Source organism: Marinobacter sp. EhC06, from assembly GCF_001650915.1.
GTDB lineage: Bacteria > Pseudomonadota > Gammaproteobacteria > Pseudomonadales > Oleiphilaceae > Marinobacter.
The window spans coordinates 96,955-113,533 of sequence record NZ_LXYO01000001.1 but is presented as its reverse complement, the minus strand read 5'-3'; the positions used below and the strand labels follow the sequence as shown (position 1 = coordinate 113,533).

Genomic DNA, 16,579 nt, shown 5'->3' with positions numbered 1-16,579 from the left:
CTGTTCAGAAAGGTTAGGTACGTTAACGGGCCCATTGTACTCAAGAGTTTCCCGCTATGCATGAGTCCGGCAAGGATTTGTGAGTATAATACGCGGTTTAAGATTCACTCCCCTTTTAACAGAGATTGTATGAGCGCCGAGTCGAAGAAAGCCCACAACTTTATCCAGAGCCTGATCGAAGACGCCATCGCCAGCGGAGAGCATACCGGCAAGGTGGTCACCCGATTCCCGCCGGAGCCCAATGGCTACCTGCATATTGGTCACGCCAAATCGATCTGCCTGAACTTTGGCATTGCCGAGACCTTTTCCGGCGACTGTAACCTTCGGTTTGACGACACCAACCCGGAAAAGGAAAACCAGGAATACATCGACGCCATCAAGCAGGATGTGGAGTGGCTTGGCTACGAGTGGGCCGGGGACGTGCGTTACGCCTCCGATTACTTTGACGCCCTTTATGAATTTGCCGAGGAGCTGATTACCCGGGACAAGGCCTACGTCTGCGCCCTGACGGCCGATGAAATGGCCGAATATCGGGGCAGCCTGAAAGAGCCCGGCAGAAACAGCCCCTACCGTGACCGCCCGGTGGAAGAAAGTTTGCAGCTGTTCCGTGATATGCGGGACGGAAAGTACCAGAACGGCGAACTGGTACTGCGGGCGAAAATTGATATGGCCTCTCCGAACATCAACATGCGGGATCCGATCCTTTATCGCATCCGTTACGCCGAACACCATCAGACTGGGAACAAGTGGTGCATCTACCCGATGTACGACTTCACGCATCCGATTTCCGATGCCATGGAAGGAATCACCCATTCCCTGTGCACACTGGAGTTCGAGGATCACCGGCCGCTGTATGACTGGGTGCTGGATAACATTTCCGGCCCCTGCCATCCGCGTCAGATCGAGTTTGCCCGGCTGAATCTGAACTACACCATCACCTCCAAGCGCAAGCTCAAGCGTCTGGTGGATGAGAATGTGGTTGATGGCTGGAACGATCCGCGTATGCCTACCATTTCCGGTATGCGCCGGCGTGGCTACACGCCGGAATCCATCCGCACCTTCTGCGACATGATTGGCGTGAACAAGGCTGGCGGTACCGTGGATGTGGGCATGCTGGAGCACGCCATTCGGGAAGACCTTAACACTCGCGCGCCGCGGGCCATGTGTGTGATGCGCCCGTTGAAAGTCACGCTGACCAATTACCCGGCGGATCAAAGCGAAACGCTCACCTTGCCAGTGCACCCGCAAAATCCGGATATGGGCGAGCGGGAAGTGCCCTGGACCCAGACTCTGTACATCGACCGGGAAGATTTCGAAATGGAACCGCCGCGTAAATGGAAGCGGCTGGCCCCGGACCAGGCCGTACGTCTCCGTGGCGGCTACGTGATGACCTGCCGGGAAGTGATCCGTGACGACAGTGGCCAGATTGTCGAGCTCAAGTGTGAGTACGATCCCAACACTCTGGGCGTCAATCCCGAGGGCTACAAACCGAACGGCGTGATTCACTGGGTTTCGGCGAGTGACAGTGTAGAGGCAGACATCAATCTGTATGACCGCCTGTTTAACCACGAGTCGCCGGACAGTGACAAGGAAGGGGATTTGATGGATCACCTGAACCCGGAATCACTGGTGGTTCTGAAAGGTGCACGGGTCGAGAAGAGCCTGGCCGCGCCCCGCACAGATCTTCCCTACCAGTTCGAGCGGGAAGGCTATTTCTTCTGTGATCAGGCCCATACCGAAGCTGCCGGTCGGCCGGTATTCAACCGCACTGTTACGCTCAGGGATTCCTGGGGTAAGGGGGGCAAGTGATCCGCATCTACAACACGTTGACTCAGCAGAAGGAAGAGTTCCGGCCGATTGAGCCGGGCAAGGTCCGGATGTATGTCTGCGGGATGACAGTTTACGACTACTGCCACCTGGGCCATGCCCGGGTGCTGGTAGCCTTTGACGTGATTACCCGTTACCTGCGTCATCGCGGCTACGACGTGAACTATGTTCGCAACATCACCGATATTGACGACAAGATCCTGCGCCGTGCGGATGAGAACGGTGAGCCCTATAACGAGCTCACGGACCGGATGATCAAGGCGATGCACGAAGACGAAGCCCGTCTTGGTGTGTTGTCTCCGGATGAAGAGCCCCGGGCTACGGCGTATATCGACGAAATCATCGCGATGATCCACAAGCTGATTGCCAGTGGCCACGCCTACGCGGCGGACAATGGCGATGTCTACTTTGCCGTTGATTCCTTCGATGACTACGGCAAGCTCAGCAAGAAAAAGCTCGAGGATCTGCTGGCGGGCGCGCGGGTGGATGTTCAGGAAGCCAAGCGCAGCCCGGCGGATTTCGCGTTGTGGAAAGCAGCAAAGGCAGGGGAGGTCAGCTGGCCTTCGCCCTGGGGGGATGGTCGTCCCGGCTGGCACATTGAGTGCTCCGCCATGTCCACCTGCTGCCTGGGCGATACCTTCGATATTCACGGTGGTGGCCCGGATCTGCTGTTCCCGCATCATGAGAACGAGATCGCCCAGTCGGAATGTGCCACCGGCCATACCTTTGTGAATACCTGGATGCACGCGGGTGCCATCCGGGTAAACAAGGAAAAGATGTCCAAGTCCCTGGGCAACTTCTTTACCATCCGTGAAATCATGGAGAAGTACCCGGCAGAAGTGGTCCGTTACTTCCTGGTTTCCAGCCACTACCGCAGCCAGGTGGATTACTCCGAGGAAAATCTGGCCGAGGCCGGCCGCACGCTCACCCGGCTTTACCATGCGCTGAGGGGTATTGTGCCCGCCAAGGCCGCTGATGTGCCGGAATCCGAGCACGACGAGCGATTTGCCGAGGCGATGGACGATGATTTCAACACCGCCGGAGCAATTGCTGTCCTGCATGCTGTTGCCAACGAGATCAATCAGCATCGTCGCGATGGTCGTGAAGACGATGCCAAGCAAAGTGCGGCGATTCTGGTGAGGCTCGGTGGTGTTCTGGGTCTGCTGCAGCAGGACCCCGAGGCGTTCTTCCAGGCAGACACGGGTGGTGAGCTCAGCGCCGAAGACATTGAAGCACTGATCCAGGCCCGGGCTGATGCCCGCAAGGCAAAGAATTTTGCCGAGGCCGACCGGATCCGCGACGAGCTCCTGGCGAAAGGTATTATTCTGGACGATTCCCGAGAGGGGACGACCTGGCGTAAAGCCTGAATTTCCGGGAGCTGCCGGTTGGTCAGACCAGTTTTGCGCCTGCAGGAATGATCTTGTAAGGATTTTCCCTTACAATGCGGCGCTCAAATTAGAATGCCCCCTCAAGATGAAGGGGGAGTCGGGAAACGTAACCCACTGAGGCAGACAACGATGACAGAACGCGTACAAGTCGGCGGCATTCAGGTCGCAAAGAATCTGTATGATTTCGTGAACAACGAAGCGATCCCGGGCACAGGAATCGATGCCGATAAATTCTGGGCAGAATTTGACAAGATCGTGAACGAGCTGGCGCCACGCAACCGTGAGTTGCTGGCCAAGCGTGATGCTATCCAGGAAAAAATGGACAGCTGGAACCGCGACCACAAGGGCCAGAAGCTGGACATGGCCGGGTACAAGTCTTTCCTGAAAGACATCGGTTACCTGGTTGACGAGCCTTCCGAGTTCAAGATCTCCACCTCCAATGTTGACCCGGAAGTGGCAACCATGGCCGGCCCTCAGCTGGTGGTTCCGATCATGAATGCCCGTTTCGCGCTTAACGCGGCGAACGCGCGTTGGGGTAGCCTGTACGATGCCCTCTACGGTACCGACGCGATTTCCGAGGAAGACGGCGCTGAAAAAGGCCGTGGTTACAACCCGGTTCGCGGTGCCAAAGTGATCGAATGGGCCCGCAACCTGCTCGACAGCTCAGCGCCATTGGCCTCTGGCAGCCATAAAGATGCTGCCAGGTATCTGGTTGAAGGCGGCAAGCTGGTGGTCAAGCTGCAGAACGGTGAGTCCACCGGCCTGAAAGACGAAGCCGGCTTTGTTGGCTACACCGGTGCTGCTGACGCGCCTACCGGCGTACTGCTGGTCAAGAACGGCATGCACTTCGAGATCCAGATTGACGCCAGCCACCCGATTGGTAAAGACGACGGAGCCAACGTCAAAGACGTACTGATGGAGTCTGCACTGACCACTATCATGGACTGCGAAGATTCGGTCGCCGCCGTAGACGCTGACGACAAGGCGCTGGCCTACCGTAATTGGCTGGGTCTGATGAAGGGCGATCTGCAGGAAACCTTCGAAAAAGGTGGCGAGCAGTTAACCCGCAAGATGAATCCGGACCGCACCTACACCGCGCCGGACGGCAGCGAGCTGAGCCTCAAAGGCCGCAGCCTGATGTTTATCCGTAACGTCGGCCACCTGATGACCAACCCGGCCATTCTGCTGAAAGACGGCAACGAAGTGCCGGAAGGCCTGATGGACGGCCTGATCACCTCGCTGATCGCCATTCACGATATGAAGGGCAATGGCCAGTTCCAGAACAGCACCAAAGGCTCCATGTACATTGTGAAGCCGAAGATGCACGGTCCGGAAGAAGTGGCGTTCACCAATGAATTCTTTGGTCGTGTTGAAGATGCGCTGGGCCTGCCGCGCTTCACCCTGAAAGTGGGCATCATGGACGAGGAGCGCCGCACCACGGTTAACCTGAAGTCCTGTATCCATGCTGCCAAAGAGCGCGCTGTGTTCATCAACACCGGCTTCCTGGACCGCACCGGCGACGAGATCCACACCTCCATGGAGCTGGGTCCGTTCATCCGCAAAGGCCCGATGAAGCAGGCGACCTGGATCAATGCCTACGAACAGTGGAACGTGGACATCGGCCTGGAAACCGGTTTCCGTGGTGTTGCCCAGATCGGCAAGGGTATGTGGGCCATGCCTGACCTGATGGCCGGCATGCTGGAGGCGAAAATCGGCCATCCGAAGGCGGGCGCCAACACTGCGTGGGTTCCTTCTCCCACGGCGGCCACGCTGCATGCCACTCATTACCATCAGGTGAACGTGGCTGACGTCCAGAAGCAGCTGGAAAGCCGCACCCGTGCCGCGCTGGAAGATATCCTGACGGTGCCGGTGATGGATGATCCGGCCTCCTTGAGTGCCGAAGATATCCAGCAGGAGTTGGACAACAACGCCCAGGGTATCCTCGGTTACGTTGTGCGCTGGATCGACCAGGGCGTTGGCTGCTCCAAGGTACCGGACATTAATGATGTCGGCCTGATGGAAGACCGTGCGACTCTGCGTATCGCCTCCCAGCTGCTGGCCAACTGGCTGCACCATGGTATCTGCTCTGAAGATCAGATCATGGAGACCATGAAGCGTATGGCAGCGGTGGTCGACAAGCAGAACGCCGGCGATTCGGCGTATCGCCCGATGGCCGGGAACTTTGATGACAGCGTCGCCTTCCAGGCAGCGCTGGATCTGGTTCTCAAGGGGCGGGAGCAGCCGAACGGCTACACCGAGCCGCTGCTGCACGCCTACCGTCTGAAGGCGAAAGCCAAGTACGGGCAGTAAGCGCTGCGCACAAAAAACCCCGCTTCGGCGGGGTTTTTTGTGGCTTGTCGGATTACGGCTTCGCCTAATCCGACCTACCTGACAGACTGCTCCCTTCCGTAGGTTGGATTAGGCGAAGCCGTAATCCAACACCTGAGCTCAGTCCTTGTGCAGTACGTCTGCGGCGTACAGGGTATTCTGCAGCAGGGTCGCGATGGTCATTGGCCCCACACCGCCGGGAACCGGCGTGATGTAGGCGGCGCGTTCAGAAGCGGCTGCGAAGTCCACATCGCCATGCAGTTTCCCGTCCTCCATCCGGTTGATGCCCACGTCAATCACGGTTGCCCCCGGCTTTACCCAATCGCCCTTGATCAGGCCGGGCTTTCCGACGGCAGCGACCAGGATGTCGGCTTCCCGGACAAACTTCTCCAGATCCGGTGTGAATCGATGACAGACGGTAATGGTGGCGCCCTTGAGCAGCAATTCCATGCTCATGGGGCGCCCGACAATGTTGGATGCGCCGACAATCACGGCATGCTGGCCCTTGTAGGGCGTGTCAATGCTGTCGAGCAGGGTAATGATGCCAGCCGGTGTGCAGGGGCGCAGGGTGGGTTTGCGCTGCATCAGGCGACCGATGTTGTATGGGTGGAAGCCATCAACGTCTTTATCTGGCCGGATTTTCACCAGAATCGGATCTGCATCCAGGTGAGCCGGCAAGGGAAGCTGCACCAGTATCCCGTCCACGGTGGGGTTTTCGTTCAGCTCATCAATCAGTGCCTCAAGCGCTTCCTGGGAGGTGTCTTCCGGCAGATCATATGAGAGGGAGAGGATTCCGGCTTCATCGCAGGCTTTCCGCTTGTTGCCTACGTATACATGGGACGCGGGGTCGTTGCCGACCAGCACCACGGCCAGTCCCGGAGCCCGGAGCCCCTGCTGTGTGCGTGCTTCTACCCCGGCGGCGACCTGCTGTCTTACTTCGCCGGCAATTTCTTTTCCGTTGATCAGTTTGGCGGTCATGTCTCGTCTTGTCGGTTGGGCATCGGTAAATTGGAGGCCGGGCATTGTCTCATGCTTCCGCCGGAACTCCAATTGGGTGGGGGCTCAGCGGAACTTTCGTCAATGTGCTTTGTCACTGAAGAGCCTGTTGTTTCAGGGAATTTGGAAATCCGTGTTGACGGAACCCTCCGGCGCCGGTAATATGCGCGCCAACTTTGCTGAGGCACTTGTTGTTCAGTTCAAACGGGGTATAGCGCAGTCTGGTAGCGCGCCTGCTTTGGGAGCAGGATGTCGGGAGTTCGAATCTCTCTACCCCGACCATTTTCTGGATGTTCAGGTGGGCGAACGGTCAAGCGCCCGTAGCTCAGCTGGATAGAGCACCCGCCTTCTAAGCGGGTGGTCGCAGGTTCGAGTCCTGCCGGGCGCGCCATCAAGTCGTCGGCTTGGTCCGCGCCGGAGCGACCGTAACCAGCAAAGTTGAAAAGTAAAGGCATGTCCCGATGTGGTGGACGTAGCTCAGTTGGTAGAGCTCAGGATTGTGACTCCTGCGGTCGAGGGTTCGAACCCCTTCGTCCACCCCACTTTTCTTTAAGAGTTGATTCCGCGTTTGTTGAATAGATTGATGGCACTCTGGCCATCGGGCATTCTTCATTCTGTTGTGCGCGAGTGGCGGAACTGGTAGACGCGCTGGATTTAGGTTCCAGTGGGGCAACCCGTGAGAGTTCGAGTCTCTCCTCGCGCACCACCCCTTTCTTTTTTCTGTTTCGTCCCCATCTCTTTTTTTACCCGATTTACCAGCCGTGTTTTTAAGTGATATCAAACTGCACAGCAGGGTGATTCTCTCGGCGGTGCAAAGCATGATAAACTACCGGCTTTTAATTTTCGGTCCTTTTGCGGGAATTCCCCCGGAATCGGACTTTTGGGTTTAATTTCATTCACATACCGAACCTGTAATTTGAGGATCTTCCATGCAAGTGTCTGTTGAAACGACCTCCAACATCGAGCGTCGCATGACGATTGGTGTGCCCGCCCAGGAAATCGACCAGGCGGTCCAGAAACGCCTGCAGGAAACCGCGCGTACCGTGCGCCTGAACGGTTTCCGTCCGGGTAAGGTGCCCATGAGCGTCGTCAAACGTCGTTTCGGTGACAGCGTCCGCCAGGAAATCGTTGGCGAGGTTATGCGCGACAACTACATCAAGGCACTGCAGGAACAGGATATCAACCCGGCAGGTTGGCCGAAGTTTGAGCCGAAGACCATGGAAGAGGGCAAAGACCTGGAATTCGTTGCTATCTTCGAAGTGCTGCCGGAAATCGAATTGGGCGATCTGAGCAAGATTTCAGTCGAAAAGCTGACCTCCGAGATCACCGACAAAGACGTCGACAACATGATCGACAACCTGCGTCGTCAGCAGGCCACCATGAAAGAAGTCAAGCGCAAGTCGAAGAACAAGGACGTGCTGACCATTGACTTCAAAGGTTTCATCGACGGTGAAGAATTCGAAGGCGGAGCCGCTGAAAGCCACCGTCTGACTCTGGGTTCCGGCCAGATGATTCCGGGCTTTGAGAAGGCTATCGTTGGTGGTAAGGCTGGCGAAGACATGGAAATCGAGGTTACCTTCCCGGAGGATTACCACAACGAAGATCTGGCAGGTAAACCGGCCAAATTCGAGATCAAGATTCACAAGGTTGAAGAGCCGCAGTTGCCGGAACTCGACACCGAATTCTTCAAGAAGTTCGGTATCGATGCCGAAGATGAAGCGACTTTCCGCGAAGAAGTCAAAAAGAACATGGAGCGCGAGCTCAAGCAGGCGGTTTCCAACAAGGTCAAGAACGACGTTGTTGACGGACTGCTGGAAACCACCGAGCTGGATATTCCGGCTGCCCTGGTTGATCAGGAAATCGATCGCCTGCGTCAGGATGCCGTTCAGCGTTTCGGTGGCCAGGTTGATTTCCAGCAGCTGCCGAAAGAAATTTTCCAGGAGCAGGCTGAGCGCCGTGTGAAGACCGGCCTGCTGTTCCAGGAAGTGGTCAAGAAGAACGACCTGAAGGCCGACCCGGCGAAGGTAGACGAAAAGATCCAGGAAATCGCGTCTACGTATGAACAGCCGGAAGAGGTTGTTGCGCACTTCAACAGCAACCCGGAGCAGAAGTCCCAGATTGAGTCTTCTGTCCTGGAAGATGCGGTTGTTGACCATGTGCTGGAGCAGGCCAAGGTCAAAGAGAAGAAGGTCAAGTACGAAGAGGCCGTTCAGGCCGGTCAGCCCCAGCGCTGATTTTGCCCGGGTCCGGCGTAAAAGCCGGTCCCGAAGGCCGACCCCGAGAACAGCCGGCATGCCCGGCTGTTTTCATCTGGGGCTGCTGCTGGCAAAGTATGGGGTGCAACATTACTGAAACTGCCGTGGCGCGAGTCCACGACCCATTGTCCATAAGGAGTTCAGGCGCATCATGACGCAGAAACCAATCGATGGTCCCGCAATGGTTACCAATTCCGGACTGGTACCGATTGTTATCGAGCAGACAGCTCGCGGCGAACGGTCGTTCGACATTTATTCTCGTCTGCTCAAAGAGCGGGTGATCTTCATGGTGGGCCCGGTCGAGGACCACATGGCGAATCTGATCGTGGCCCAGCTCCTGTTCCTGGAGTCTGAAAATCCGGACAAGGATATTCACTTGTACATCAACAGCCCGGGTGGCTCGGTAACTGCTGGCATGTCCATCTACGACACCATGCAGTTCATCAAACCGGACGTTGCGACCCTGTGCGTCGGCCAGGCGGCCAGCATGGGCGCGTTTTTACTCGCCGGCGGTGCCGCTGGAAAGCGGGCCTGTCTGCCCAACTCCCGCGTGATGATTCATCAGCCGCTGGGTGGTTACCAGGGGCAGGCAACGGACATCGAGATTCACACCCGGGAAATCCTGAAGATCCGGCACACGCTGAACTCCATCCTGGCCCATCACACCGGGCAGGATCTGGAGACGATCGCCAAGGATACCGACCGTGACTACTTCATGGATCCGGGCCAGGCGAAAGAGTATGGACTGATTGATTCAATACTTGATAAGCGCGTACCGAATAAATAATACTGGAAGTAATCGCATCATACTTGGCCGGCGTATCAGGCAGTGACGCCGGCAAAACGAGATCAGAGGTATTTCAATGGCAGATGAAAGAAACGGCAGGGGCGACGATAACGGCAAGTTGCTCTACTGCTCGTTTTGTGGAAAGAGCCAGCATGAAGTCCGAAAGCTCATTGCAGGGCCCTCGGTGTTCATCTGCGACGAGTGCGTCGACCTGTGCAACGACATTATCCGGGAAGAAATCCAGGAGAATGCGCAGGAAGAGCCGAGCGATCGCCTTCCTACACCGGCCGAGATCCGCACTACTCTCGATGAATACGTCATTGGTCAGGATCGCGCCAAGGTGGTGTTGTCGGTTGCGGTCTATAACCACTACAAGCGTCTTCGTTATGGTGAAGGCAAGGGTGATGTTGAACTCGGCAAGAGTAACATCCTGCTGATCGGTCCTACGGGTAGCGGTAAGACGCTGCTTGCAGAGACCCTGGCGCGGATGCTGAATGTGCCCTTCACCATTGCCGATGCCACCACGCTGACCGAAGCCGGTTACGTGGGTGAGGATGTCGAGAACATCATCCAGAAGCTTCTGCAGAAGTGCGATTACGATGTCGACAAGGCCCAGCGGGGAATTGTTTACATTGACGAGATTGACAAGATTTCCCGCAAGTCAGACAACCCGTCCATTACCAGGGATGTTTCCGGTGAGGGTGTTCAGCAGGCGTTGTTGAAGCTGATTGAAGGTACCGTTGCGTCGGTCCCGCCGCAGGGTGGCCGCAAACATCCGCAGCAGGAGTTCCTGCAGGTTGATACCGGCAATATGCTGTTCATCTGCGGTGGTGCCTTTGCCGGGCTCGACAAGGTCATTCGCGAGCGTACCGAAAAGAACAGCATCGGTTTCTCCGCTTCGGTAGCCAGTCAGGACGACGCCAAGAACACCGGCGATGTCATCAAGGACGTGGAGACCGAGGATCTGGTGAAATACGGTCTGATCCCCGAGTTCGTGGGTCGTTTGCCGGTAGTTGCCACTCTCAACGAGCTGGACGAGGAAGCGCTGGTGCAGATTCTGACCGAGCCCAAGAACTCCCTGACCAAGCAGTACCAGAAACTGTTCGATATGGAAGGGGTTGAGCTTGATTTCCGGGAAGACGCATTGCGGGCTGTTGCCCGGAAGGCCATGGAGCGCAAGACCGGCGCCCGGGGCTTGCGTTCCATTATGGAAGCCACGCTGCTGGACACCATGTACCAGATTCCTTCTGAGCATGACGTGACCAAGGTTGTGATCGACGAGAGTGTAATCAGCGGGGACTCCGAGCCCTTCAAGATCTACGCGAGCAGTGATCACGCCAAGGCTGTGCCCGAGGATTGAAGGCTGTTCAGTGGTTAAAATGAAAAGGGGCGGTGACGCCCCTTTTCGCGTTTTGTATCCCGATATTCCTGCCCTGTTTCGTTTGGTAAAAATATTGCAATTTTTGCGGGCGCCCCAATGAAGGGTGATATGCTGAAGTAAATACCGTCAGAGGATTCCCAATGACCCGTATACCCGAGAATGCCGTGCAAGAATACCCGCTGCTCCCGCTGCGTGACGTGGTGGTGTTTCCGCACATGGTGGTCCCGCTGTTCGTGGGCCGTGAAAAATCCATTCAGGCTCTTGAAGCCGCGATGGAAGGAAGCAAGGAAATCCTCCTGGTAGCCCAGAAAGATGCTTCCACCGATGAACCTGGTCCCAAGGATGTGTTCGAGATGGGCACTCTGGCCACGGTCCTGCAAATGCTCCGCCTGCCCGACGGCACCGTCAAGGTGCTCGTGGAAGGTAATGCCCGCGCCACTATCAGCGATATCACTGAGGGCGAATACCTGTCCGGTAGCGCTGTCCTTATGGATGAAGAGGGGCTGCCTGAGCGTGAGCAGGAAGTGCTCGTCAAGACCTTGATGGACGAGTTCGAGAAGTACGTAAAGCTGTCCAAGAAGGTGCCCTCCGAAGTTTCCAATGCTCTCACGGGTATTGAGGAGCTGGAACGTCTGGCCGATACCATGGCCGCGCATCTGGAAATGCGCATTCCCGAAAAGCAGGAGCTTCTTGAAGCGCTGGATATCCGCAAGCGCGTGGACCTGCTGCTGGGCAAGCTCGATGGCGAGATCGACCTGATCGAGGTCGAGAAGCGTATTCGTGGCCGCGTTAAGAAGCAGATGGAGCGTAGCCAGCGCGAGTACTATCTGAATGAGCAGATGAAGGCTATCCAGAAGGAGATGGGTAACCTGGGCGAAGGCAACAACGACTTCGAGGAACTTGAGCAGAAGCTTGAGGAAGCTGGTCTGCCGGAAGAAGCCCGCAAGAAGACCGAAACCGAACTGAACAAGCTCAAGATGATGTCGCCAATGTCTGCGGAAGCTACCGTAGTGCGTGGCTACATCGACTGGATGCTGGCGATTCCCTGGAAGAAGCGCAGCCGTGTCCGTCACGACATCGAGAAAGCCCGCGAAATCCTCGACAGGGATCATTACGGCCTGGATGAGGTCAAGAAGCGCATTCTGGAATACCTTGCGGTTCAGAGCCGTGTGAAGAAGGTCAAGGGTCCGGTGCTTTGCCTGGTTGGGCCTCCTGGCGTTGGTAAAACGTCGCTCGGGCAGTCCATCGCCCGTGCCACCAACCGGAAGTACACTCGCATGGCCCTGGGTGGCGTTCGGGATGAAGCCGAGATCCGTGGTCACCGGAAAACCTACATCGGTGCGCTGCCGGGCAAGCTTCTGCAGAAGTTGTCCAAGGTGGGCGTGAAAAACCCGCTGTTCCTGTTCGATGAAATCGACAAGATGGGTATGGATCACCGCGGTGATCCGGCATCAGCGCTGCTTGAGGTTCTGGATCCGGAGCAGAATCACACATTCAACGATCACTACCTGGAAGTGGATTACGATCTCTCCGATGTGATGTTCGTGTGCACCTCGAACTCCATGGACATTCCGCCGGCGCTGCTGGACCGGATGGAAATTATCCGGATTCCCGGGTACACGGAGGACGAGAAGGTCAACATTGCCCTGCGGTATCTGTTGCCCAAGCAGATCAAGGCAAACGGGCTGCGCAAGGACGAATTGAAGCTGCCCGAGGATACCCTCCGGGACCTGATCCGATACTACACCCGTGAAGCCGGTGTGCGTGGCCTGGAGCGCGAGATTGCGAAGATCTGCCGTAAGGTGGTACGCGACCACGTGGAGAGTGGCGAGAAGGCGTCTGTGACCCTGAGTCAGGACATGCTTGAAGACTACTCAGGGGTCAAGAAATTCAAGTACGGCCTCGCCGAGGAAAAGAACGAGATCGGTCAGGTTACGGGTCTGGCCTGGACCCAGGTTGGCGGCGAACTGCTGCACATTGAATGTGCACTCACACCGGGCAAGGGCCGGGTAGTCAAAACCGGTTCCCTGGGTGATGTGATGCAGGAGTCCATCCAGACGGCCCTGACAGTGGTACGCAGTCGTGCACCCGGACTGGGTATTGCGGATGATTTCCACGAGAAACACGATCTGCACGTCCACGTACCGGAAGGTGCAACACCGAAAGACGGCCCGAGTGCCGGTATCGGCATGTGCACGGCGCTGGTTTCTTCACTGACCAAGATTCCGGTTCGCGCCGACGTGGCAATGACCGGTGAGATTACCCTGCGCGGGCGTGTACTGGCCATCGGCGGCTTGAAGGAAAAGCTGCTGGCGGCGCACCGGGGTGGCATCAAGACGGTGATTATTCCGGATGAAAATGTCCGGGATCTCAAGGAGATACCGGAGAATATCAAGGAATCGCTGGAGATTCGCCCGGTGAAGTGGATTGACGAAGTGCTGGATATTGCGCTGGCTTATCCGCCCGAGCCCAGGGCGGAAGATTCATCCCCGGAAACCGGGTCTGGTAAGCCGCGTGATGAAGAAGGTGACGCGTCAGAACGCATAAATACACATTAAAGCCTTGATGAGTTGTTGACATGCCTGAGAGCCCATTGGTATAACTGTTTCGCCGTGAAGCAGCCAATACCAAGGGCTCCCGCGCAGTTAGTGCCTATTCCGAATGCCGGTATAAAGCCGAAAGGAATAAGAAAACTGAAGAATGGAATTCTCTGACCGCTTATGCGATAGTCGAGAACGTCCGAGAAAAAACAAACCAACCTATAACATCTTCAACCTGAAATCGAAGGGGTTTAGTGTGAACAAGTCCGAACTTATCGATGCAATTGCAGAGTCCGCAGATATCTCCAAAGCCGCCGCTGGCCGTGCTCTGGACGCAATGACCAACTCCATCACCGGTGCCCTGAAAAAAGGCGATCAGGTAACTCTGATCGGTTTTGGTACCTTCTCCGTTAAAGAGCGTGCTGCTCGTACCGGTCGTAACCCGCAGACTGGTGCCGAGATCAAGATTCCGGCCTCCAAAGTGCCTGGGTTCAAAGCAGGCAAGGCCCTGAAAGACGCCGTTAAGTAACGGTTCTTTCTCCGGTGGCTCCTGTCACAGGGAGCCACCCAAGAAGAATTCAAGGCGCATTCCAGACCGGGTGCGCCTTTTTACGTTAAGTCCGCCCGTAACAGCGCGCTCAAACGAATAACACTGCACGACCTTGAACAGGGATCCGGGAGAAACATGCTTCAAGATATTCGGGAAAATGCCCAGGGCACGATTGCCAAGATCATCATTGGTCTTCTGATTGTGTCGCTATCCATCTGGGGAATGGACGCCATTGTTGGCGGCTTCTCCGGCGAGCCTGAAGTGGCAACGGTCAATGGCGAGGATATTACCGAGCGGGAGTTTCTCCGCGTGGTGCAGATGGAGAGCCAGCGCAGGCTATCCAGAATGGAAACTCCCGATCCTTCCATGCTTAACGAAGACCAGATCCGCACGGATGTACTGGATTCCCTGATCCAGGAGCAGGTCCTGATCCAGGATGCCAATGCCCAGGGTCTGGAACTCAATGATACCGATATCGATGCGTTGATTACCCAGATGCCGCAGTTCCAGGTGGACGGACAGTTTAACCGCGACCGGTTCGTTTCCACGGTGCGCAACATGGGCATGGGTGTCGGCGAATTCCGCGAAGCCATGCGCAAGCAGTATGTGGTTAACCAGATCCGTGCAGGCATCGTCCAGAGTGGCCTGGTGGCGGATGAGAACGCCGAGCAACTGCTCCAGATCCAGAATCAGACCCGCAGTTTCCGGGTGCTGGATATTCCTGCCAGCGCAGTGGCCGACACTATCTCGGTTACTGAGGCTGATATTGAAGCCTTCTATGAAGAGAATTCAGGGGCATTCCAGAAGCCGGAGCGGGTCGATGCAGCCTATATCACCCTGTCCCAAGGTGCCCTTGCCGAGAGCATTGAAATTGACGATGCGGAGCTTCAGGCCTATTACGAGCAGCGGTCGGCTGATCTGGCGAGCGAGGAGCGTCGTGCGGCTCATATCCTGATCGAAGAGGGCAGCGATGCGGACGAGACCATGGCGACTATCCAGGAGCGCCTGGCGGCCGGTGAGTCCTTTGCCGATCTGGCCCGGGAGTATTCGATCGATACCGTCTCCGCTGAGGAAGGCGGCGATCTGGGTTATGCCGGCAGGGGAATCTATGCCGAGGCTTTCGAGGAAGCGTTATTTGCCCTTGAAGAGGGGGAAATTTCCGAGCCGGTTCGTACGTCATTTGGTGTCCATCTGATCCGCCTGGAAGATGTGAGGGAGTCAGAGGTGCCGTCTCTGGCCGAAATGGAAGAGCAACTGCGTCGTGAGCTGGCTCGTGAACAGGCCAGGGAGCGTTTTGCGGAAGTTCGTGCCGAGCTCGCCGACTCTGCCTATGCAGCCGATGATCTGGCCGGCCCTGCGGAAGAGCTCGGTCTGGAGGTGCGTGAGGCCACCGGCATTACCCGCGAAGGTGGTCAGGCTCCGTTTGATCATGCCGGCCTGGTTCGGCAGCTGTTCTCCGAGGATGTTCTGGAGGCGGGCTACAATACCGAGTTGATTGATGTCGGTGACAACGTGTCCGTTGTCGCGCGGGTTCGGGAGTACCATGAGGCCGAACAGCTGCCGCTGGACGAGGTTCGTGGTCAGATCCGAACCACACTTGAGCAGCGCAAGACACGTGAGGCTCTCTCTGAAAGGGCCGATATGATTATCGCTGACCTTGAAGCGGGCGATACCCCTGAGGGTATTGGTGAATGGTCGAGCTATGAAGGGCTTGCCAGGAACTCCTCGGATGTTGGGCCTGCCATTTTGCAACAGGTCTTTTCTCTGCCCCGTCCTGCGGATAACACCCGTTTCGGCAAGGCTGTTACGGCCAATTCAGCTGCTGTGATCGCGTTGGATGAGGTCACCGACGGTCAGGTGGCCGAAGAAAGCACTGAGCTGAACCAGCTCCGTGAGTTCCTGGCGTCGCTTGAAGGGCAGCGTGAATACGCCGCCTACCAGCAGTTCCTGAGGAACCGGGCGGAAGTCGAGAGACCCTGATGTCTGCTCCATAAAAAAGGGCGCCGAATGGCGCCCCGCGAGAGATGAAAAGCCCGGTGCGAATGCCCGGGCTTTTCTGTTATTCGGCCTTCTTGATATAGACCTGTGGCACTTCGCCGGAGGTGTCAAAATAGAAGCCATAGACCGCCGACTCCGGTGGTGTGAAACGGAAGTTCTCGAACACGGCGGAACAGTTAGCGTTTACCGGCTTGTCCAGCTCAACCACCTTGTCGTCGGCCTCTGAGAGATAGCCACAATTGGTGCCACTGCTCCAGTTGGCATCGCCAAACTTGAATTCGTAGGGCTGACCGTCCGCTTTCAGTTCCACTTCAGTCCGGTACAGCCCGCTGTCGACCTTCTTCACTTTGTACTCTGGCAGTGCATCCCACCAGGCAAACTGGCCTCTGAGATACAGCGAGTCACTGTAGTCTCGCTCGCCCCCGGTCGTCGCGCAACCGGTGACGGCCAGAACGGAAGCCAGGGCGAGAGTGTGGAGTTTCATGTTCATGGGTGTTCTCCTTCTTTTTGTAGAAGCCACCGGGTGGCC

The 16,579-nt window shown here is 56.7% G+C and carries 11 protein-coding genes and 4 tRNA genes; 13 read left to right on the top strand and 2 right to left on the bottom strand.

The features are described from left to right. The first annotated feature begins 129 nt into the window (after nt 1-129). From A8B84_RS00455 to A8B84_RS00445, 3 genes are all read left to right on the top strand, one after another. Nucleotides 130-1,809 carry a glutamine--tRNA ligase/YqeY domain fusion protein gene (locus tag A8B84_RS00455; protein ID WP_064228909.1) on the top strand — a complete coding sequence of 560 codons (1,680 nt, stop codon included), beginning with the start codon at nt 130-132 and terminating at the stop codon, nt 1,807-1,809. After that, nucleotides 1,806-3,194, top strand: a complete 1,389-nt coding sequence (gene cysS / locus A8B84_RS00450; protein WP_064228910.1) for a cysteine--tRNA ligase — start codon at nt 1,806-1,808, stop codon at nt 3,192-3,194. Before A8B84_RS00455 ends, cysS begins: the two co-directional genes overlap by 4 nt. 150 nt (nt 3,195-3,344) lie before the next feature. Beyond that, nucleotides 3,345-5,525, top strand: coding sequence for a malate synthase G (locus tag A8B84_RS00445; RefSeq protein WP_064228911.1), 2,181 nt, complete (start codon nt 3,345-3,347; stop codon nt 5,523-5,525). A 138-nt stretch (nt 5,526-5,663) separates the two neighbouring features. Here the strand turns inward: A8B84_RS00445 and folD are convergent, their stop codons facing one another. Beyond that, entirely contained in the window at nt 5,664-6,521 is an 858-nt protein-coding gene (gene folD / locus A8B84_RS00440; protein WP_064228912.1) for a bifunctional methylenetetrahydrofolate dehydrogenase/methenyltetrahydrofolate cyclohydrolase FolD, read from the bottom strand. Between the two features lie 223 nt (nt 6,522-6,744). Between folD and A8B84_RS00435 the strand changes: the two genes are divergently transcribed. From A8B84_RS00435 to A8B84_RS00390, 10 genes are all read left to right on the top strand, one after another. After that, nucleotides 6,745-6,821, top strand: a tRNA-Pro gene (locus A8B84_RS00435). A 32-nt stretch (nt 6,822-6,853) separates the two neighbouring features. Beyond that, nucleotides 6,854-6,930 (top strand) — tRNA-Arg (locus tag A8B84_RS00430). Nucleotides 6,931-7,005: 75 nt separating this feature from the next. Then, nucleotides 7,006-7,081 (top strand) — tRNA-His (locus A8B84_RS00425). A gap of 79 nt (nt 7,082-7,160) precedes the next feature. Continuing rightward, nucleotides 7,161-7,245, top strand: a tRNA-Leu gene (locus tag A8B84_RS00420). A gap of 223 nt (nt 7,246-7,468) precedes the next feature. Continuing rightward, a complete protein-coding gene (tig, locus tag A8B84_RS00415; RefSeq protein ID WP_064228913.1) occupies nt 7,469-8,773 on the top strand; it encodes a trigger factor in 1,305 nt (434 codons plus the stop codon). Nucleotides 8,774-8,945: 172 nt separating this feature from the next. Further along, nucleotides 8,946-9,581, top strand: coding sequence for an ATP-dependent Clp endopeptidase proteolytic subunit ClpP (clpP, locus tag A8B84_RS00410; protein WP_064228914.1), 636 nt, complete (start codon nt 8,946-8,948; stop codon nt 9,579-9,581). Between the two features lie 76 nt (nt 9,582-9,657). Then, a complete protein-coding gene (gene clpX, locus A8B84_RS00405) occupies nt 9,658-10,941 on the top strand; it encodes an ATP-dependent Clp protease ATP-binding subunit ClpX (protein ID WP_064228915.1) in 1,284 nt (427 codons plus the stop codon). A 161-nt stretch (nt 10,942-11,102) separates the two neighbouring features. After that, nucleotides 11,103-13,520, top strand: a complete 2,418-nt coding sequence (gene lon / locus A8B84_RS00400) for an endopeptidase La (RefSeq protein WP_064228916.1) — start codon at nt 11,103-11,105, stop codon at nt 13,518-13,520. Between the two features lie 238 nt (nt 13,521-13,758). After that, a complete protein-coding gene (locus A8B84_RS00395) occupies nt 13,759-14,031 on the top strand; it encodes an HU family DNA-binding protein (protein WP_008174603.1) in 273 nt (90 codons plus the stop codon). 156 nt (nt 14,032-14,187) lie between these two features. After that, complete coding sequence (locus A8B84_RS00390; protein ID WP_064228917.1) at nt 14,188-16,032, top strand: SurA N-terminal domain-containing protein; 1,845 nt, start codon at nt 14,188-14,190, stop codon at nt 16,030-16,032. A gap of 79 nt (nt 16,033-16,111) precedes the next feature. On the opposite strand, the gene A8B84_RS00385 is transcribed toward A8B84_RS00390, so the two are convergent. Continuing rightward, on the bottom strand, nt 16,112-16,540 hold the full coding sequence (locus A8B84_RS00385) for a hypothetical protein (protein ID WP_082905029.1): 429 nt from the start codon (nt 16,538-16,540) through the stop codon (nt 16,112-16,114). Between the last annotated feature and the right edge of the window lie 39 nt (nt 16,541-16,579).